The organism is Aeromonas sp. 19NY04SH05-1 (assembly GCF_040581895.1).
In the GTDB taxonomy this organism is placed as follows: Bacteria; Pseudomonadota; Gammaproteobacteria; order Enterobacterales; family Aeromonadaceae; genus Aeromonas; species Aeromonas enteropelogenes.
Map to the genome: position 1 here is coordinate 3,947,147 of NZ_CP095328.1, position 20,148 is coordinate 3,967,294.

General features: G+C 59.4%; 19 protein-coding genes. 7 read left to right on the forward strand and 12 right to left on the reverse strand.

Going from position 1 to position 20,148, the window contains the following annotated elements:
* Nucleotides 1–16: 16 nt before the first annotated feature.
* On the reverse strand, nt 17–247 hold the full coding sequence (rpsR, locus tag MRK42_RS18100) for a 30S ribosomal protein S18 (protein WP_005308890.1): 231 nt from the start codon (nt 245–247) through the stop codon (nt 17–19).
* A gap of 30 nt (nt 248–277) precedes the next feature.
* Nucleotides 278–664, reverse strand: a complete 387-nt coding sequence (rpsF, locus tag MRK42_RS18105; protein ID WP_026456576.1) for a 30S ribosomal protein S6 — start codon at nt 662–664, stop codon at nt 278–280.
* 237 nt (nt 665–901) lie between these two features.
* On the opposite strand from rpsF, the gene MRK42_RS18110 reads away from it, so the two are divergent.
* Both MRK42_RS18110 and MRK42_RS18115 read left to right on the forward strand, forming a co-directional pair.
* The gene (locus tag MRK42_RS18110) at nt 902–2,125 is read left to right on the forward strand and encodes an Nramp family divalent metal transporter (protein WP_354688446.1); all 1,224 of its coding nucleotides are present in this window, start codon (nt 902–904) and stop codon (nt 2,123–2,125) included.
* Nucleotides 2,126–2,237: 112 nt separating this feature from the next.
* The gene (locus tag MRK42_RS18115) at nt 2,238–3,089 is read left to right on the forward strand and encodes a hypothetical protein (protein ID WP_354688447.1); all 852 of its coding nucleotides are present in this window, start codon (nt 2,238–2,240) and stop codon (nt 3,087–3,089) included.
* A gap of 100 nt (nt 3,090–3,189) precedes the next feature.
* Here the strand turns inward: MRK42_RS18115 and hupA are convergent, their stop codons facing one another.
* A complete protein-coding gene (hupA, locus tag MRK42_RS18120; RefSeq protein ID WP_005340484.1) occupies nt 3,190–3,462 on the reverse strand; it encodes a nucleoid-associated protein HU-alpha in 273 nt (90 codons plus the stop codon).
* A gap of 328 nt (nt 3,463–3,790) precedes the next feature.
* On the opposite strand from hupA, the gene MRK42_RS18125 reads away from it, so the two are divergent.
* Both MRK42_RS18125 and MRK42_RS18130 read left to right on the forward strand, forming a co-directional pair.
* The gene (locus MRK42_RS18125; protein ID WP_042071106.1) at nt 3,791–4,273 is read left to right on the forward strand and encodes an Rsd/AlgQ family anti-sigma factor; all 483 of its coding nucleotides are present in this window, start codon (nt 3,791–3,793) and stop codon (nt 4,271–4,273) included.
* Nucleotides 4,274–4,371: 98 nt separating this feature from the next.
* A complete protein-coding gene (locus tag MRK42_RS18130) occupies nt 4,372–4,752 on the forward strand; it encodes a PilZ domain-containing protein (protein ID WP_026458689.1) in 381 nt (126 codons plus the stop codon).
* Nucleotides 4,753–4,819: 67 nt separating this feature from the next.
* On the opposite strand, the gene radA is transcribed toward MRK42_RS18130, so the two are convergent.
* On the reverse strand, nt 4,820–6,187 hold the full coding sequence (gene radA / locus MRK42_RS18135) for a DNA repair protein RadA (protein ID WP_354688448.1): 1,368 nt from the start codon (nt 6,185–6,187) through the stop codon (nt 4,820–4,822).
* A gap of 100 nt (nt 6,188–6,287) precedes the next feature.
* On the opposite strand from radA, the gene MRK42_RS18140 reads away from it, so the two are divergent.
* Nucleotides 6,288–8,666: a PilZ domain-containing protein gene (locus MRK42_RS18140; RefSeq protein ID WP_354688449.1), complete on the forward strand. Its 2,379-nt coding sequence runs from the start codon at nt 6,288–6,290 to the stop codon at nt 8,664–8,666.
* Between the two features lie 103 nt (nt 8,667–8,769).
* Here the strand turns inward: MRK42_RS18140 and MRK42_RS18145 are convergent, their stop codons facing one another.
* Together MRK42_RS18145 and serB are read right to left on the reverse strand one after the other, a co-directional pair.
* The gene (locus tag MRK42_RS18145) at nt 8,770–9,675 is read right to left on the reverse strand and encodes an alpha/beta fold hydrolase (protein ID WP_354688450.1); all 906 of its coding nucleotides are present in this window, start codon (nt 9,673–9,675) and stop codon (nt 8,770–8,772) included.
* Between the two features lie 61 nt (nt 9,676–9,736).
* A complete protein-coding gene (serB, locus tag MRK42_RS18150; protein ID WP_354688451.1) occupies nt 9,737–10,744 on the reverse strand; it encodes a phosphoserine phosphatase SerB in 1,008 nt (335 codons plus the stop codon).
* A gap of 118 nt (nt 10,745–10,862) precedes the next feature.
* On the opposite strand from serB, the gene MRK42_RS18155 reads away from it, so the two are divergent.
* Both MRK42_RS18155 and MRK42_RS18160 read left to right on the forward strand, forming a co-directional pair.
* On the forward strand, nt 10,863–11,483 hold the full coding sequence (locus MRK42_RS18155) for an AhpA/YtjB family protein (RefSeq protein WP_042071098.1): 621 nt from the start codon (nt 10,863–10,865) through the stop codon (nt 11,481–11,483).
* A gap of 55 nt (nt 11,484–11,538) precedes the next feature.
* Nucleotides 11,539–13,785, forward strand: coding sequence for a PAS domain S-box protein (locus MRK42_RS18160; RefSeq protein ID WP_354688452.1), 2,247 nt, complete (start codon nt 11,539–11,541; stop codon nt 13,783–13,785).
* Nucleotides 13,786–13,845: 60 nt separating this feature from the next.
* On the opposite strand, the gene deoD is transcribed toward MRK42_RS18160, so the two are convergent.
* The 6 genes from deoD to MRK42_RS18190 all read right to left on the reverse strand — a co-directional run bounded on the left by deoD (nt 13,846) and on the right by MRK42_RS18190 (nt 20,035).
* Nucleotides 13,846–14,562: a purine-nucleoside phosphorylase gene (gene deoD / locus MRK42_RS18165; RefSeq protein WP_005340471.1), complete on the reverse strand. Its 717-nt coding sequence runs from the start codon at nt 14,560–14,562 to the stop codon at nt 13,846–13,848.
* 78 nt (nt 14,563–14,640) lie between these two features.
* Nucleotides 14,641–15,849 carry a phosphopentomutase gene (locus MRK42_RS18170; protein WP_042071093.1) on the reverse strand — a complete coding sequence of 403 codons (1,209 nt, stop codon included), beginning with the start codon at nt 15,847–15,849 and terminating at the stop codon, nt 14,641–14,643.
* Between the two features lie 14 nt (nt 15,850–15,863).
* Nucleotides 15,864–17,195: a thymidine phosphorylase gene (deoA, locus tag MRK42_RS18175; protein WP_026458151.1), complete on the reverse strand. Its 1,332-nt coding sequence runs from the start codon at nt 17,193–17,195 to the stop codon at nt 15,864–15,866.
* Between the two features lie 106 nt (nt 17,196–17,301).
* Nucleotides 17,302–18,075: a deoxyribose-phosphate aldolase gene (gene deoC / locus MRK42_RS18180; protein ID WP_042025838.1), complete on the reverse strand. Its 774-nt coding sequence runs from the start codon at nt 18,073–18,075 to the stop codon at nt 17,302–17,304.
* A gap of 390 nt (nt 18,076–18,465) precedes the next feature.
* A complete protein-coding gene (locus MRK42_RS18185; RefSeq protein WP_005340467.1) occupies nt 18,466–18,636 on the reverse strand; it encodes a XapX domain-containing protein in 171 nt (56 codons plus the stop codon).
* A gap of 124 nt (nt 18,637–18,760) precedes the next feature.
* A complete protein-coding gene (locus tag MRK42_RS18190) occupies nt 18,761–20,035 on the reverse strand; it encodes a NupC/NupG family nucleoside CNT transporter (protein WP_061476227.1) in 1,275 nt (424 codons plus the stop codon).
* Nucleotides 20,036–20,148: the final 113 nt, after the last annotated feature.

Consider the following 20,148-nt stretch of genomic DNA (forward strand, 5'->3'; position numbering starts at 1 on the left):
AGCGCCGGACCGATTCTTACTTGTTGTGCAGATCGGTGTACGGCAGCAGAGCCAGGTAACGAGCACGCTTGATGGCGCGTGCCAGCTGACGCTGATACTTGGCGCGGGTACCGGTGATACGGCTCGGTACGATCTTGCCAGATTCAGTGATGTAGTTTTTCAGAGTAACGATATCTTTGTAGTCGATCTCGGTAACGTTCTCGGCGGTGAAGCGGCAGAACTTACGACGACGGAAATAACGTGCCATGGCCTTTATCCTCTAGTCAGTGATCCAGAATTACTCTTCGGAAGCAGCTTCAGTAGCTTCTTCGCGGCGCTCGTCGTCACGACGGGAGAAGCGCTCTTCTTTGGCCTTGGCCATCGGAGAAACTTCGGTCACGGCGTGCTTGGTGCGCATGATCATGTTGCGGATAACGGCATCGTTGAAGCGGAAGCTGGTTTCCAGCTCATCGATAACGGCTTGCTCTGCTTCTACGTTCATCAGAACGTAGTGGGCTTTGTGCAGTTTGTCGATCGGGTAAGCCAGCTGACGACGGCCCCAATCTTCCAGGCGATGAATGGTACCACCGGAGGTGGTGATGGCGCCGGTGTAACGCTCGATCATGCCGGGTACTTGCTCGCTCTGGTCCGGATGAACCATGAAGACGATTTCGTAATGACGCATTTTAGCTCCTTACGGATTAATTCAGCCTCCGCCCAGGTGCAGCCAGACCTCGGAGGCAAGGAACATAAAGGTGTTTAGTCGCTGCTTTTCTAGGGCGGCGTATTGTACGAAATCGCGCCCGTCACTGCAACTCACCGCCTCAAATGTTTTTCCCTATTGGTATGATACAAAACATCAATTGATAATGGTTATCATTTAGATTTATTCTTTCTCCATATCCTTATGGAGGGTGATGCCATGCAACCCGCACTGACCACGGCCATTCCGGCCCGCAAATTCAAGCTGACCCTGCTCGGGCCGGCCTTTATCGCCGCCATTGGCTACATAGATCCCGGCAACTTCGCCACCAATATCCAGGCGGGATCCACCTTCGGCTATCAACTGCTGTGGGTGGTAGTGTGGGCCAACCTGATGGCCATGCTGGTGCAGACCCTGTCGGCCAAGCTCGGCATCGTCACCGGCAAGAATCTGGCGGAACACATTCGTGACAAGCTGCCCAAGCCGGCAGTCTGGGCTTACTGGGTGCAGGCTGAGATTATCGCCATGGCCACCGATCTGGCCGAATTCATCGGGGCCGCAGTCGGCTTCAAGCTGCTGCTCGGGGTCACCCTGCTGGAAGGCGCCTGCATCACAGCCGTGCTCACCTGGGGGATCCTGATGCTGCAATCCCGCGGCCAGAAGCCGCTGGAATTCGTGGTCGGCGGTCTGCTGCTGTTCGTGGCGGCCGCTTACATTGTCGAGCTGGTGTTCTCCCGTCCCCATCTGCCGAGCCTGCTGGAAGGTGCGCTCTTCCCTGGGCTGCCCAACGGTGACGCCGTCTATCTGGCAGCCGGCGTACTGGGGGCGACCGTGATGCCCCACGTCATCTATCTGCACTCGGCGTTGACCCAGCACACCCAGGATCGGGGTTCGGTCACCCAGCGGCTGCACACCACCCGGGTCGATGTGGCCATTGCCATGACCATCGCCGGCTTCGTCAACCTGGCCATGATGGCCATGGCCGCGGCCGCCTTCCACAGCTCCGGCAACCAGCAGGTGGCCGAGCTGGAGTCCGCCTACCAGACCCTGACGCCACTATTGGGACAAGCTGCGGCGACCCTGTTTGGTCTGTCACTGGTGGCGTCCGGCATCTCCTCCACCGTGGTCGGTACCCTGGCAGGCCAGGTGGTGATGCAGGGCTTCGTGCGCTTTACCATCCCGCTCTGGCTGCGACGCGCCATCACCATGACCCCCGCCTTCGTGGTAATCGCCATGGGGCTCAACACCACCGAGATCCTGGTACTGAGCCAGGTGATCCTGAGCTTCGGTATCGCGCTGGCCCTGATCCCCCTGTTGATGCTGACCGGCGATCGGGCACTGATGGGCGAGCATCGCAACCACCCCGTCACCCAGGCGCTCGGGCGCCTCATTGTGGCTCTGGTGATAGGGCTCAATACCTATCTGCTGGTCGCCATGATCTAGCGTTCACTATGGAAAAACGCAGGGGATCATTAACTGCGGTTAATGAGCCCCTGCTCGCTTTGGCGTATGCTGCCACCTCCCCCCTTATTCATTTCGCAACGGGAGCCTTTCCATGGAACATACCCGAACCAGCTTCATGCTGGACCATCTCTGTGAGCAGGCCAAAGTACTCTATTGCCAGAATGGCGAGACCAGCCTGCTGGTCACCGATCTCACTCCATTTCACCCCCAGAGCCATCTCTGGCCCGATCAACCGGGTGATGTGGGTACAGCCCATTGGGAGGGTGGCGAAGCGGCTGTGGGCCCATGCCGCATGGGCGCCATCAGCCCGGAGGGTAAGTTGTTCGTGGATCAGGACATCCCGGTCAAACGGGGCACCGAGGGGTGGGCCTTCGTGGTGGTGCATCCGCTGGCGGGTTGTCACACCCTGGCTGCTGGTACCCTGGTCGAACTGCGGGTGGATGGCGATGCCCGCTATGCCCTGAGCCTGGGCCACAGCGGCTGTCATCTGGCGGCACTGGCCCTCAACCGGGCACTTATCCCGTACTGGCGAAAAGAGGTGAGTGAGCGGGACGCACTGGCTCAGCCCGATTTCGACCGCCTCGCCATGCAGGCGTCACGGGTCGAGCCCATGGGCTGCCACGATCAATATCGCATCGGCAAGAGCCTGCGCAAGAAGGGAGTCAACGGTGAGGCTCTGCTGACCGACCTCGCCCATATTGAAGCCAGTATCAACCAGCAGCTGGGCAAGTGGTTGGCCGTTGGTGGCAGAATCCGCCGCAGCCGGGCTGGCGAGGCGATCATCGATTCGCGCTACTGGCACTGCACACTGGATGGGCAAGAGGTCACTATCCCTTGCGGGGGAACCCATGTCGCCGATCTGGCCGAACTCGGGGAGGTTACTGTGCAGCTGGCACCTTCAGACGAGGGGTTCACCATGATCAGCCGGGTCTGTCCCCCATAAGGTGAGCCGATCCGGCTAGAAGGCGCTATTTCACGGGGGCTGATAAAAACAATGCCAGTCAGCAAGCTGACTGGCATTGGACAGAATTGGACTTTCGGACTTACTTGACAGCGTCTTTCAGAGCCTTGCCAGCCACAAATGAAGGCACGTTGGCAGCAGCAATCTGGATCTCTTTACCAGTTTGCGGGTTGCGACCGGTACGGCCAGCACGGTGGGTGACCTTGAAGGTGCCAAAACCAACCAGTTGCACAGCGTCACCTTCTTTCAGGCTCTGGGTAATACCATTGATGATCTCTTCCAGAGCCACTTTGGCCTGAGCTTTGCTCAGATCTGCTTTGGCGGCAATTGCATCGACAAGTTGAGCTTTGTTCATAACATTTCCTTTATGATCGGGCATTTAGCGCTGGGTCACTCTATGCAAAAAAAAACGCCCAGGCAAAGGCTTTATCGACCAGGAGACGTTAAACGCTGGGGTTTTCATCAAGATCTGCGGAAATAGTCACATTACACATGCCAAAAAGCGCGGACAGGCCCGAAACCTGCTAGCCCGGCCAACACGGGTCGTCTGATTCTTCACCAATGCACAATATCCGGGCAAGCCTATTGACGGTCGGACATATTTTCCATAGTTATAGGTGAGGTCACGGCTCAAACGGCTTGGGAGTCCCATCAATCGCCCGGCCTTGTCCCATGGAGGGATTATGTTGACGAAACTGGAACAGACCAAACAGGCGCTGGCAGGCAAACATAAGGCAATCGACGACTGGCTGGATGAAAGGCAAGCCTTGCTGGTCGAATACATGAGGCTGGCCGGTCTGACCCCGGCGCGCGCCAAGCAGCGCAGCCTGCCCAAACCAGAAGAACTGCAGCACTTCTGTGACAAGTTGGTCGATTACGTTAGTGCAGGTCATTTCGAGATTTACCACCACGTTGTCACCGCCTTCGAACAGGCCAGTGGAGAGACCCTGGAGCTGGCCAAGCGCATCTATCCCCACATCCGCACCAGCACCGAGTTCGCCCTCGAGTTCAACGACAAGTACAGTGAAGCCGACGAAGCGCAGTTGCTGCTGCTGGATGAAGACCTCAACCAGTTGGGTCCTGTGCTTGAGGAGCGATTCAAGCAAGAGGATCGCCTGGTCAAGGCGCTGCATATAGTGGAATCTTTGAGTGCCCAGCAGGCCTGAGCCCATTTTTGGAGCAAGTTCAAGATACTGGTGGTCAAGGTCGATTACACTCAGAACAGTGACCCAGTGTCTACAGCAATTGCATACAGGAGATGAGCATGTCTGAGCGCCGCCGTTTTGCACGGATCCTCTATTTGACCACGGCTGAACTAACTCAAGGGGAAGAAAAGTGGCAGACTCAGCTGGTCGACGTCTCCTTGCAGGGTGCTCTGCTGATAAGGCCCGATGACTGGGAAGAGCATGACAACAAGGAATACCAGATAAGTTTTGTCCTGAGTGGCAGCGACATCGAGATAAAGATGCAGGTCGAATTGACCCATACTGCCAGCAAGAAGCTGGGCTTCTATTGTCATCACATCGATATCGACAGCGCCACCCACCTCAAGCGGATGATTGAACTCAACGTGGGTGATGAAGAACTGCTCCACCGGGAACTGGAGCAACTGCTGAGCGAGCACCTTGAGCACAACCAGCCTTGATGGCAGAGCCGTTCCGACAATAAAAAAGAGCGCCAAAGCGCTCTTTTTTTATTGCGATTCAATATGGTTACAAGGCTTCCAGTGCATCGGCCAGCTTCTTCACCGGCACGACTTCCATCCCCTCGATGGGATGCTTGGGGGCATTGGCGTGGGGTACGATGGCGCGGCGAAAGCCATGTTTGGCTGCCTCCTGCAATCGCTCCTGGCCGGACGGTACCGGACGGATTTCACCGGATAGCCCCACCTCCCCGAAAACCACCAGATCCTTGGGCAGCGCCTGATCGCGGAAACTGGAAACCATGGCCAGTAGCAGGGCCAGATCCGCACTGGTCTCTTCGACCTTGACCCCCCCCACCACGTTGATGAATACATCCTGATCCGCCATCTGCAAGCCACCGTGGCGATGCAGCACCGCCAGCAGCAGAGCGAGACGGTTGTGATCCATCCCCACCGCCACCCGGCGCGGGTTGGAGAGCTGGGAATAATCCACCAGCGCCTGCAGTTCCACCAGCAGGGGACGGGTTCCCTCCCAGATCACCATGACGATGGAACCTGGGGCCTGCTCTTCACCACGGCTAAGGAAGATGGCGGAAGGGTTGCTGACCTCCCGCATCCCCTGCCCGGTCATGGCAAACACGCCGAGCTCGTTGACCGCCCCGAAGCGATTCTTGTGGGAGCGCAGGGTGCGAAAACGGGAGTCGTGCCCCCCGTCCAGCAGCACGGAACAATCGATACAATGCTCCAGCACCTTGGGGCCCGCTAGGGTGCCATCCTTGGTGACATGGCCCACCATGAAGATGGCCACGTGGTTCTGCTTGGCATAGCGGGTCAACAGGGCGGCTGCTTCCCGCACCTGGGAAACAGAACCCGGCGCCGACTGGACATCTGCCACATGCATCACCTGGATGGAGTCGATGACCATGATCTGGGGCTGTTCCTGCTGGGCGATCAGGCAGATTTGCTCGACGCTGGTTTCCGAGAGCATGCGCAGCTTGTCGGTGGGAAGCCCCAGGCGGTTGGCACGCATGGCCACTTGCTGCAGAGACTCCTCCCCGGTGACATACAGGGTCTTCATGCGCTCCGCCAGGCCGCACATGGTCTGCAGCAGCAGGGTGGACTTGCCCGCCCCCGGATTGCCGCCTATCAAAATGGCCGATCCCGGCACCACACCGCCACCGAGCACGCGGTCCAGCTCCTTGAAACCTGAGGTAAAACGGGGGATTTCAGTGGTGGCTATCTCTGCCAATGTCTGAACCTGGCTGCCGATGGCACCGGCATAACCGGTGTAACGGGCGCTCTTGCCAGTGGGAGTCATCGAGCCGAGGCGCACCTCGGTGATGGTATTCCACTCCTTGCACTCGCTGCATTGGCCTTGCCAGCGTGTGAAGTCGGCACCACATTCGGAACATACATAAGCAGTTTTATTTTTAGCCATTGATAACTCGGGGACAGGATGAATTCCTGCTTGATATACTTGTTTGCGACCCACAGATCAAACCCAGAATCGGAAAAATGGATTTCCGTGGCAGGAACACATGGATTCAGCGCATCAGCAACATCTGATTGAACAACTCATCCCCTTGCTGCGGGAGAAGGATTTCGAAGAGATCTTCAACCGCCTGACCCAGGAGGAAAACAGCAACAGCCGTTTTCTGATCAAAATGGAGCTCAAACGCAAATGCTCCCCCTGCCGCAGGGTCATCGACATGCGCGACGAGCTGGGGGAGGAGTGCCAGGTACACGAGTTTGAGGGGATCACCCACTTCATGCCCGCCGAGGCGGCAGGCTTGTTCCAGTCCCAGTGCTATCTCTATCGCGATATCTATACCCTGGGTGTCTATGAAGCCATGCAGCAGTGGCTGCGGCAGCACCATACCCGCTCAGACAGCCAGCTCACCCCCCCCGCGAGCCCTTTCCGGCAATATGATGTCAACACTATCTCCTTTGCCAGTTATTACGGCCGCCGTCAGGAGCGGATGCACTTCAGCTCCCCCCTGCTGATCAAGTTTCAGGATGGTGAAAAGCTGTTTGCCAAGAGTTCGGATCTGTCGCTGGGGGGAATGCGCGTCTCCGTCCCCTATCTGCCCAACTACCTGACCGGTGCCCAGGTGGAGGTCTTCTTCACCGGACTGGAACGGGACAACCCCAACCCCGTCCTGCACCAGCCCGTCAGCTACCAGATCCTCGGCGAGGAGAGCAAGGAGGGGAAGTACTGGCTGCGTCTGGTGCGCACCGGTGAACACTCCGCCTTCGATACCTTCCTTGAGGAATTCATCGAAGCCAACAAGGCCCGTTACCGGGTCAGTGTCGACTATCTGCTCTCCGCCGCCATCATCAAGGGGTATGAGCAGTTCTACCTGCCACGCATGACCGGCATGCCGCTGTTTTTTGGCAAGGGAGACAGCCCGTCTCTGGAAATCGCTCTGCGTACCGAGAACAACCAGCACCTGCTGGAGTACTGGCGAGACGAGAAAAACCGCGACACCCTGGCGAGTCTGTTCTACGCCGAACGGATGAAGCAGCTCTGTCCCCCGTCGGGCTCCACCAGCGAAACCCTGATCTACGCCTTCACCCATACGGTTCGCAGCCATATCTACTTCTTCTCGGCGAGCGCCGAGGAGCTGCAGCAAAGCGGCCTGAAATCCCTGTTCTTCCAGGTGGGCTCACGGCGGCCCAGCTGGCGGGTCTACAAGTTCACCCTGGAGGCATGCGATCTGGTTGAGGCGGATATCGGTCAACTGCAGGGGCAGGACAACCCGCAACTACAGGACATACTGCTGACCGAGCGGCTCAAACAGATTGGCTACGTCGGCCTGCTGCAGGACATTACCCAGGAGTCCCAGCGCGACGAGTTCCGCCCGCAGGAGGCACTCAACGAGAATGCCAACGAGCTGCACTGCTATGCTCACGACCAGAAAGCGGCCCCGTTCGAAATCGAAACCCTGCACTATGTCCAGCTTCGCAAAGAGCTGCGCTACATCCACAAGACGGCAGTTGCCATCCATCACAAGGGCAAATCCTGGCTGGGCTGGACCCGGGATATCTCGACTCACGGCCTGCAGATAGAGCTGGAAGAGGCCTTTGACGGCGAAAAGAATGATGTGGTGACCATAGCGCTACCCCGTCTGCAGGAGCTCTCCAAGAGCATGGATCTGCAGCGTCTCTCCTACCGTCTGGTCAGCCTCAACACGACCCGCACCGTGCTGCATCTGTGTATCGAAGGCGATTCAGATCGCCACACCGGCCGCCAGTTCTTCAGCCTGCTGATAGAGAGCAACCAGAACAAGCTCAAGGCAGCGCAGGAGCAGCGGCGTTACCGTGGGCTGGCACGGGCGCTTCGCAACATCTATACCCATCACCTGTTCAACTCACCGGTCTATATCAACAAGCTGAAAGGCGCCCCCAAACCGGCATCAATCGGCAAATCGCTGCAACCGCGTAGCCTTCACCAGCTGCTTGAGGCTTGTGCTGAATTGCCGGACCAGGACAACCTCTATCCTCTGTTTCAGGGGGGGCTGCTCAAGGAGTTGCTGATGAACCCGCTGCGGGCCATAGAGCGGGAAGACAAACCGAAGGAAGATGAGGTCTACATCGCCTGCGAGCAGACCAATACCGGCCTCCCGGTGTTTGACAGCCGGCTGGCCCGCAGTTTTACCAACGCGCAGGAGAAGCGCGCCTTCATCGATCTGGCGTTAAAGAGAGGGGAGTTCTATTCGGTACTGGTCGGTATCTCCCGTACCGGACGCCCCGATACCAACTTCATCGCCAACGAGCTCGACTACATCGCCAAGTTCGCCATCCACAAGGCGCGCAAGCTGGAAGAGGAGTTGTGGAGCGTGGTCGGCGTTGGCGAGCTGACCGATACCACCCGGGCCACGCTGTTCCGCCTTGGCATTGCGCCCCCCAGCCACTGAACGCTCATACAGGCGAGCCAGTTAACTCCGGACATCGCTCAGGCAAATCGGCAAGCAACCAATGGCGGGCACAGGCCCGCCATTGTTTCATTCCCGGCCTTCATCAAGCAGCCTGCGGGTCCTGCAACCACGCCAGGATCTGGGGGAAGTGATCCTCCTGAGCCTGTGGTGCCGTCAGCATGTTGATATGGTCATAGTCGAGGCGATTGCCATTGTCCCGCCCCAGCCGGGTGTGGCGCGCCGCCAACCCCATCTCGTCACTGAAGCGGCGCACATCGGTGGGATGTCCCAGCACCTTGTCGGCCTTGGCCGAAATCATCCAGAGCGGTGGCCAGTTCACCCGGGCCGCCGCCTCGTCATAGGCAAAGCCATCGTGGGGATCCAGCCAGGGGCCGCATTTGACCCAGGGAATGGTCTCCTGCAAGTAGCGCAGCGGCTCGTCATCGGCGCCTATTTTCAGATTACGCGCCGCCAGAAACCCACGACGCCGGGCCAACCAGGGGGCCAGCCGGTTCCAGATCAGATCCACTTTCAACCAGCGCTCCGGGTTTTGTACCGAGACACCCCGCTTGGTGCCGAAAAACAGCAGACTGGCCACCTGCCGGGCCAATTCGGGAAAACGGACCAAGGTCGAAGCCATGATGACGCCGCCCCAGGAGTGAGCGACCCAGTGCACCTTGAAGCCTGAATGGCGCTTGGCCACCCAGCGGTGCAACGCGGGCAGATCCTCGGTGATCAGTTCATGCTGGCCATGGCCGGCCTGCTCGGCGATGGTTGGCGTACTCAGGCCACGGCCCCGCAGATCGGCCACATAGACCTGATAACCGTGACGGGCCAGGAAACAGGCCAGTCCCTTGCCCGATTCGGTGTAGAAGATCCGGCCATTCTCGATGGCGCCGTGCACCATCAGGATCGGCTCGCCATGCACGGCAATGCCCGGTTGGATATGGCGAACATGCAGTTGATGTTCGCCACAGGGAATAAACAGAGATTGTTGCATCAGCTCCATGTGACTGTTACGTCCTCCATGACGTAGGGAGCGGTGTACCACCGCCCTGACATAAGGGATATCAGCGACTCCAGCGACGATCGCGACAGGCCAGCGCGCCCAGCAGACAGATCACCCCTTCCAAATCGTGATGGTTGAGGGTGGCGGCGGCCTCGGCCCGCACCAACGGCTTGGCGTGAATGGCAATGCCCAGCCCGGCAACCCCCATCATCTTGAGATCGTTGGCGCCATCGCCGATAGCCACGGTTTGGGATGCGGGCACACCAAACTCCTGCGCCAGCTGCTGCAACACCTCCGCCTTGACGCCGGCATCCACAATACGACCGCTGACCTGGCCGGTCAGCCGTTCCCCTTCCACCGCCAGCTCGTTGGCGAAGATGGCATCCAGCCCCAGCGCCCGTTGCAGCTCGCCGGCAAAACGGGTGAATCCGCCCGAGGCGATCGCCACCTTCCAGCCAGCCCTCTTCAGGGTATCCACCATCAGTTGCAGCCCCGGCATCCAGGGCATGTCGGCGGCTACCTCGTCTAGAATGGCGACGGGAGCACCTGCCAGCAGGGCGACCCGGTTGCGCAGGCTGTCGGCAAACTCCAGCTTGCCCTGCATGGCGGCGGCCGTCACGGCAGCTACCTGTTCCCCGACACCGACCAGCCGGGCGATCTCGTCAATGCATTCGATGCGAATGGCGGTAGAGTCCATGTCCATCACCAGCAAGCCGGGTTCGCTCAGGGTCGGCAATGCTGGCAGATGGCAGAGATCGATATCCCACTCTTCCTGTTTGAGCTGCATCACCAGTTCCTGGCTGAAACGTGCCGTGCCAAGCAGCATGAGCGGTACACCCGCCACTTCGGTCGGCGGATAGAGGCTGGCCTCCATCCCATTAGCCGCCAGCAAGGTTGCCACCCTGGCCAGATGAGCGGGGCCCAGTCCCTTACCAAACAGCACCAGCCAGGCGGCCGACAAGGGCGCGCTCGCAGGCTGCAAGGTCTCGCCTTCCAGCTGCCAGCAGGAAGAGTGAGACAACAGCGCAGGCCAATCGGACAACAATGGGGGGAGCTGGGACAACAACATAGAGGGACGCCTTCCTTGGTGATCTGGGGGTTAATAGTGCCGGCCCAGAGTAGCGTATTGCTTTTTGTACAGGCAAGCGCCAAGATCCCGCCACTCCTAGTCATCATGAGGCCTCGGCTTGCAGCGTCATCTTCCCATCAAACGTGTTCTCAGTCTGGGCGCCGGTATTTTGCTCGGATGCTGGGTGCTGGGCGTGCTCATCCATATGCAGGGCGAAAGCCAGGCTGCCCTGCACAGCGAAGCACGCAACCGTGCCCAGGCATTGGTGGCCTATGCGGCTCGCGACATGAAACGCTGGCTCAAGGAAGATAAAACCGGCGAGCTGGAGCGGCTGGCCCGGGATCTGGCCGCCGAACCCGAGATCCTCGATGTCACTCTGTACGATGCCCGCGGCATTCCCCTCGCCCAGTCGGAACAGGCCATGCCACTGGAGAGCCTGCTGCCCATCGGCAGTGACAACAAGTCGGTGCCGGAACAGGGCAAGGGACGCACCCAATACGTGCAGGAGATCCTGGATGGTGATCAAACCCTCGGCTACCTGCGCATCACCTTGGAAGAGCAGCAGTTACTGGCGGACAAGGACATCCGGCTCAAGGTAACGCAGGAGAAACAGCGGCTGATGCTGTTGGTGGCCCTGCTGGCAGGCCTGCTCCTCTCCTACGGGGTGCGTCGCAACTATATGCGGGTTCGCAAGCACAAGAAGAAGAGCAAACCGGTCGATCCACCGCAAGGTGAGTAGACCCTATTGGTAACCTTGTATATAACCATGGCAATACCAACAGCAGGAGCGCTGCATGATTGCCCCCCCTCTGCCACTGGATGAGAAGAGTCGACTGGAGCGACTGCGCATCCTTGGCCTGCTCGACCGGGAACCCATCGATCAACTGGATCGCTTGACCCGCCTCATCACTCGACACTTCTCGCTGCCGATTGCCATGGTCTCCCTGACCGATGTGGATCGGCAGTGGTTCCTCTCCAAAAGCGGAGTGGAGATGTGCGAGATCAGCCGGGAACACTCCTTCTGCGGCCACGCTATCCTGCGTCCCGACATCATGCAGGTGCCCGATGCCAGGCGTGACCCGCGCTTCGCCGACAATCCGCTGGTGACAGAAGCGCCCCATGTGGTCTTCTATGCCGGCCGTCCGCTGCGGGCCCTCGACGGCGTGGTGCTCGGCACCCTCTGCCTGGTCGATCAGCACCCCCGCCAACTCGACCAGGCCCAATGTCAGGATCTGGACGACTTCGGCCGCCTGGTGGAGAACACCCTGCACGATCTGGAGCGACGCCATCAGGTACGCAGCCTGAACCAGATACTGGAAGACAAGGAACACCTCTTCACCCTCACCTTCAACCAGTCATCGGTCGGCATGGCCCTCTCCTCCCTTGAGGGACAGTGGTTGCGGGCCAACCCGGGGCTGGAGAGACTACTTGGCTACAGCGAACAAGCGATGCTCGGGCTCACCTGGCATGACATGACTCATCCCGAGGATCTGGTCCGGGAGCTCCCCCTGTTTGAAGCGCTGCTCGCGGGGCAGCGGCAGGACTATCGGCTGGAGAAGCGGATGATCCGCGCCGATGGCTCCCTGTGCTGGGTGCAGCTCAGCGTCGCCCTGTGCGAGAGCCGTACCGTGTCCCCCCATATGATCGCCGTGTTCGCCGATCTCAGCGAACGCAAGCAGGCCGAAGCCGAACTGCTCACCCTGCAGCAAGGGCTGGAGCAGCAGGTACGCGAACGCACTCACGAACTGTCGGAAACAGTGGTGCAGTTGCATCGGGAAATGAACGAACGCAGTGCCGTACAGCAAAGCCTGTGGCGAGAGCAGCGGCGCCTGCAGCATATGCTGGAGCACACCAGCAATGCCTTTCTCGAACTCGACGAGACACTCACCATCACCGGCTGGAACCCTGCCTCCACCACCCTACTTGGCTGGCAAGCCGAAGAGATGCTGGGTCAGCCCCTGGCTCGCCTGCTTGAAGAGAATCATCCCCTGTTCACCCAGCTGCCGCTTTCCGGCGATCAGCCGCGGCGTCTGGAGTGCGACATCCATACCCGGGACGGGCGGCGTCTCCCGGTCGAGGTGATTGCCGAGCGTTACCGCTTCGATGACAAGGTTCGCCTGGCCCTTTTTCTGCACGACATCACGGCCCGTCGCCGGGTGCAGGCCGAAATCGAGCGTGGCCGGGCCCGGCTGCGCGCCATCACCGACGGCCTGCCTGTCACCATCAGCATGGTGGCACCGAACGGTCGCTATCTGTTCGCCAATCAGGCTTACTGTCGCTACTTCGGGCTGGCTTCCGATCTGCTGTTTGGCACGAGCCTGCGAGACAGCATGGGTGAAACCAGCTATCAGCGCGCCCAAGCCTATCTCGAGCGCGCACAGGCCGGCGAGCAACTCAGCTTCGAGTCCCGCTTTACACTACCCATCGGAGAGCGAGATCTGCGCATCACCATGATCCCGAGTCGCAGCGATGAACAGGGCGTCTATATCCTCGGCACCGACATCACCGAGTACAAGGCATTGCAGGCTCAGCTTGAGCACGAGGCGGCCCACGATCCCCTCACCGGGCTGCCGAACCGGCGTGCCTTCACCCTGCGCCTGGCCCGCGAACTGGAGCGAGTACATTACAGTGCGGAGTCGCTCGGTCTGCTGTTTCTCGACCTGGACGGTTTCAAGCAGATCAATGATCGGCTGGGCCATCACGTCGGCGACGCCCTGCTGCAACGCTTCGCCAGCGTGCTGACATCGGAAGTCCGCCCCGGCGACATGGTGGCTCGTCTTGCCGGCGACGAGTTCACCGTCGTACTGCCCGCCCTGCACCATCCCGAACAGGAGCTGCCCGCCCTGTGCGATCGCTTGCTGGCCGCCATGGCCGTGCCCGCCGATGTCGCGGGCCATCAGCTCTCCCTTGCCGGCAGCATAGGCGGGGCACTCTGCCGCTCGGGTCGGCACTCCCGGATCGATGATCTGCTGAATCGAGCCGATGCCGCCATGTACCGGGCCAAACAGGCCGGCAAGGGACGCTTCGTACTCGACCTCTAACCCCTGCTTCAGAAATGCAAAAAGGCGGCCCGAAGGCCGCCTTTTTCATACGCGAAGGGATTACTTGTCGCCCAGCAGGACGGAATCCAGCGCGATTTCGATCATGTCGTTGAAGGTCAGCTGACGCTCTTCGGAAGTGGTCTGCTCACCGGTACGGATATGGTCGGAGACGGTGCAGATGGTCAGTGCCTTGGCGCCATACTCGGCAGCCACGCCGTAGATACCGGCAGCTTCCATCTCGACACCCAGGATGCCGTATTTTTCCATGACGTCGAACATGGAGGGGTCCGGGGTGTAGAACAGGTCGGCGGAGAAGATGTTGCCTACGCGCACGGCCACGCCCTTGTTCTTGGCGGCCTGTACGGCATTGGCAACCAGATCGAAGTCGGCGATGGCGGCGAAGTCGTGATCCTTGAAGCGCAGACGGTTCACCTTGGAATCGGTGCAGGCACCCATACCGATCACCACGTCACGCAGTTTCACATCTTCACGTACGGCGCCGCAGGAGCCCACGCGGATCAGGGTTTTCACACCGTAGTCGGTGATCAGCTCTTTTGCATAGATGGAGCAGGACGGGATACCCATGCCGTGACCCATGACGGAGATACGACGGCCCTTGTAGGTACCGGTGAACCCGAACATGTTGCGCACGTCGCAGATCTGCTCGACGTTCTCCAGGAAAGTCTCGGCGATGTACTTGGCACGCAGGGGGTCGCCCGGCATCAGTACGGTATCTGCAAACGCACCATCTTTCGCATTGATATGAGGAGTTGCCATTCTCTTGATTCCTTCACACTGGGTTGAGTTTTATTGTCTTTATTGGTTTGCCCGCCGCCGAGGCGGCGGGCGGGTAACTTACAGGAAGCTGGTACCGTATGCCAGCTTGGGCAGACCGTGGTAGGCCGCGATGCTCTGGCCGATGTCGGCGAAAGTGTCGCGACGGCCGACGCTGCCAGCCTTTACCGGCTTGCCGTAGAACAGCACCGGAATGTATTCACGGGTGTGGTCGGTGCCGCTCCAGGTCGGGTCGCAACCGTGGTCGGCGGTCAGTACCACCACGTCACCATCCTGCATCAGCTCGAACAGCTCCGGCAGACGGGAGTCGAAATACTCCAGTGCATCGGCGTAGCCCTTCACGTCACGGCGGTGACCGTAGGAGGAGTCGAAGTCGACGAAGTTGGTGAAGACGATGGTGTTGTCACCGGCGGCCTTCACCTCTTCCAGGGTACGATCCCACAGCTCGGTCAGGCCGGTCCCCTTCACCTGCTTGGTGATGCCCTGCTGGGCATAGATGTCGGCGATCTTGCCGATGGAAACCACCTGGCCGCCCGCTTCTTTCATGTAATCCAGTACGGTCGGCGCCGGCGGCAGCACCGAGTAGTCGTGACGGTTGCCGGTGCGCTTGAAGTCACCCTTGCCACTGCCCACGAACGGACGGGCGATGACGCGACCGATGTTGTAGGGCTCCAGCAGCTCGCGCACGATGTGGCACAGCTCATAGAGCTTCTCGAGGCCGTAGGTCTCTTCGTGGCAGGCAATCTGGAACACGGAGTCGGCAGAGGTGTAGAGGATCGGCTTGCCGGTGCGCATGTGCTCTTCGCCCAAGTCGTCCAGCACCTGGGTGCCGGAGGCGTGGCAGTTGCCCAGATACCCGGGCAGACCGGCCTTCTCGACAATGGCGTCCAGCAGCTCCTGCGGGAAGCTGTTCTGGTGATCCTTGAAGTAGCCCCACTCGAACAGCACGGGCACACCGGCGATCTCCCAGTGACCGGACGGGGTGTCCTTGCCGGAGGAGAGCTCCTGGGCGAAACCGTAGGCACCGACCACCTCGATGTCCTTGTTCAGACCCGCCGGGAAGGTGCCGGAAGCGAGTTCACCCGCGTGGCCCAGACCCAGCTTGTTGAGGTTCGGCAGGTTGAGCGGGCCACGGCCCTCGATCTCGCCGGAGGCACAGGCTTTGGCGATATGGCCAAGGGTGTTGGCGCCCACATCTCCGAACTTGTCGGCATCGGCGGCAGCGCCAATACCGAAAGAGTCCATCATCAGAATAAAGGTACGTTTCATGGGACTTCCCCTTGTTACAAATCAGCCAGACCGATGCGACGGTAGACCTCGGGCAGCGCCTCTGGTCGGGTGTCACCGATCTTGACGGCTGCCTGCACCATGCCGGCAGCCTGAGCGAATTGCTCTTCAGTTTGAGCGTGGATCAGGGCGAGCGGCTTGTCTGCATCGACGCTCTGACCCAGGCGAATAAAGTCGGTCAGACCGACCGCGTAATCGAGTTTGTCACCGGCTGCGCGGCGACCGCCGCCCATGGCGACCACAGCCAGGCCCAGTTCACGGGTGTCCATGGCGGTAACGAAACCGGCGTTGGCCGCGTAAACCGGGCGCACGATGGCAGCCTTGGGCAGGTAAGCGTCATAACGTTCCATGAAGTCGGACGGGCCACCCAGACCGGTCACCATGCGGCCGAAGATCTCGGCCGCCTTGCCGTTGTCCAGCACTGCCTGCAGCTTGGCGCGGGCATCGACATCATTGCTGGCAAGCCCGGCAGAGATCAACATCTCGGTACACAGGGCCATGGTTACTTCGTGGATCCGCGGGTTGCGGTATTCACCGGTCAGGTAGCGCACCGCTTCGCGTACTTCCACCGCATTGCCGGCGCTGGAGGCCAGTACCTGGTTCATGTCGGTCAGGAGCGCAGAAGTGCGGCAACCGGCCCCATTGGCCACGGCGACGATGCTTTTCGCCAGCTCTTCGGATGCCTCAAAGGTCGGCATGAAGGCGCCGGAGCCTACCTTGACGTCCATCACCAGCGCTTCCAGCCCGGAGGCCAGCTTCTTGGAGAGGATGGAGCCGGTGATCATGGCGATGGATTCGACGGTGGCTGTGATGTCGCGTACCGCATAGATACGCTTGTCGGCAGGCGCCAGATCGCCGGTCTGGCCGATGATGGCCACACCCGCCTCTTTCACCACCTTCAGGAAACGGTCGTTGTCGACCGAGGTCTGGTAGCCCGGGATGGCATCCAGCTTGTCCAGGGTACCGCCGGTGTGGCCCAGACCACGGCCAGAGATCATCGGTACGAAACCGCCGCAGGCCGCGACCATGGGGCCAAGCATCAGGGAGACGACATCACCCACACCACCGGTGGAGTGCTTGTCGACGATGGGGCCGCCCAGGTTCAGATGATCCCAGGTCAGCACCATGCCAGAGTCGCGCATGGCGCAGGTCAGGGCAACCCGCTCATCCATGGTCATATCCTGGAAATAGACTGCCATCGCCAGTGCCGCGATCTGGCCCTCGCCGATGGTATTGTTGGTAATGCCCTGAACGAAGAATTGAATCTCTTGGGTACTGAGCGCTTCGCCGTTGCGCTTCTTGCGAATAATTTCTTGAGGCAAAAACATCTTTCATTCCCTCCGCCATGACTGGCGTTACAAAAGCCGGACGCCCTGCCACAGGCCATGTGGCCGGGCATAACAGGGCGAGCCGGGCTCGCCCTCTCGGGTCAACTTAGTAACCGCTGGTGTTGGCCGGCTTTTCGCCGTGACCCAGGGTCGCCAGCAGGCTGGCCAGCAGGCTGGAGGCACCGAAGCGGAAGGTACGGGCGGATACCCAGTCCTTGCCCAGGATCTCTTCGGCCATGGCGAGGTACTGACCCGCAACAGCCGCGTCTTTTACGCCACCGGCAGGCTTGAAGCCCACTTTCGGGTTCTTGGCCTTGATCACTTCCATCATGATGCGCGCCGCTTCCGGGGTCGCATTGACCGGCACCTTGCCGGTGGAGGTCTTGATGAAGTCGGCACCGGCATCGATACAGATCTCGGAAGCGCGACGGATCAACGCCTCTTCCTTCAACTCGCCGGTCTCGATGATCACTTTCAGCAGCACATCGGCGCCACAGGCTTCCTTACAGGCTTTGACCAGATCGAAACCAATCTGTTCATTGCCCGCCATGAAGGCGCGGTACGGGAACACCACGTCCACTTCGTCGGCACCGTAAGCGACGGCGGCGCGGGTTTCGGCCACGGCGATCTCGATATCGTCGTTGCCATGGGGGAAGTTGGTCACGGTCGCAATGCGCACGTCGGCAGCGCCGATGTCACGCAGGGTCTTGCGAGCGATGGGAATGAAACGGGGATAGATACAGACGGCGGCGGTCAGACCAGCCGGAGACTTGGCCTTGTGACACAGGTCGATCACTTTCTGATCGGTGTCATCGTCGTTCAGGGTAGTCAGGTCCATCAGGTTCAGGGCGCGCTGGGCGGCCAGTTTCAGATCAGTCATTCTGTTCTCCAAAGTCTCTAAGTAGTCCGGATCCCGGGGCAAAGGCCCGCTTGTTGCAACGCAACCGGCAAGACTCGACTCCCAAGGATACGGGAATGGAATTACAGCGCGTATGCAGAGGCATAGCTGGCTGCAAATAAGGCAAGAGCCCTGTCACTTTCTTACAAAAGTGCGGACTTGGTTCCATGAAGACTTGAGAAAGGCCGACAACATCTGACCCGACTTCCCAATCAATTCCATTTGACCGCCAACACCCGATTTCATCGGGCATTAGTCAATGCCAGCACCCTGCTGGCAATGCCTATTTCAGCCGAGATACCCCGTGTTTGCAAGCCGGATTTGCCATTTTCAGAGGTATCTCACATCTGGCAAACCCTGGTAGAAAAAGCCTTACGAGAAGAAACGGGTGAGGATCCAGGAGTAGGCCAAGCCACCCAGATAGACCCCCACGATCCCCATCACCCCGGACAAGACCGGCGGCGCAGGAATGGGCAATTTGAGGAAAGAAAACAACAAGCCAACGATAAAGCCGGCCACCATCGCCAGTAGCACTTCATTCATAAAACCTCCGATTTGACTCATTTTATTATTAGTTTAGATAGGAAAACGGTTGTCACCGTCCCATACACAAACGCCACGGCAGATGCCGTGGCGTTTGTGTTTATACCTGTCTGGTCAGGCGATATTACATGCCGGACAGCGCCAGGAAGAAGCCTGCAATAGTGGCAGACATCAGGTTGGACAGAGAGCCGGCCAGTACGGCTTTCAGACCAAATCGTGCAATGGTGCCACGGCGGTTCGGTGCCATGGACCCCAGACCACCCAGCAGGATGGCAACAGAGGAGAGGTTGGCGAAACCGCACAGAGCGAAGGAGATGATGGCCTTGGTGTGATCGGACATGACGGCGCCATTGATCAGCAGCTCATCTTTCAGGTACGGAGCAAAGTTCAGGTACGCCACGAATTCGTTCACCACCAGCTTCTGGCCGATGAAGGAACCGGCAACCACGGCTTCGTTCCAGGGCACACCGATCAGGAAGGCCAGCGGGGAGAAGATCCAGCCCAGAATAAGCTCCAGAGAGAGCTCAGGCATGCCAAACCAGCCACCCACACCAGAGAAGATACCGTTGATCATGGCGATCAAGCCGATAAACGCCAGCAGCATGGCACCTACGTTCAGGGCCAGTTGCATACCAGCAGAGGCACCGGCAGCGGCAGCGTCGATCACGTTGGCGGGCTTGTCATCCAGCTCGGCATCGGCGGCACTTTCATCGTAGTTCGGGGTCTCGGTCTCGGGCACCAGCAGTTTGGCGAACAGCAGACCACCCGGAGCAGCCATGAAGGATGCGGCAATCAGGTACTCCATCTTGACGCCCATGGAAGCGTAACCGGCCAGTACGGAGCCGGCTACGGAAGCCAGACCACCACACATGACGGCAAACAGCTCGGAGTCGGTCATCTTGGAGATGTAAGGACGAACTACCAGCGGGGCTTCAGTCTGGCCCACGAAGATGTTGGCAGTAGCAGAGAGGGATTCGGTGCGGGAGGTACCCAGCACTTTCTGCAGGCCACCGCCCAGCAGCTTGATCACCACCTGCATGATGCCCAGATAATAGAGCACTGCGATCAGGGAAGAGAAGAAGATGATGACCGGCAGAACACGGAAAGCAAACACGAAGCCACCGCCGCCGAATACTTCAAACATCTTGTTGCTGACCAGACCACCGAACAGGAAGTCGATGCCGTTCTGGCCATAGCTGATCACACTGGATACGGCGTCGGATACGCCCACCAGAATATCGCGACCTACCGGTACATAGAGCACGAAAGCGCCCAGACCGGCTTGAATTGCGAACGCACCCAGTACGGTACGTACGTTAATTGCCTTGCGATTGCTGGAGAACAGCACCGCGATAAGGACGAGCGTTGCCATCCCCACCAGACCCATGATTAAGCTCATTATTATCTTCCTCTAGTAGCACCTATCTTGTTAGCAACTTGTAACCTCAAGCCGCTAATCAAGGGGAGCGCATTATACTAATTAAAGGCCTTTAAAATAGAATGCTGGTCACA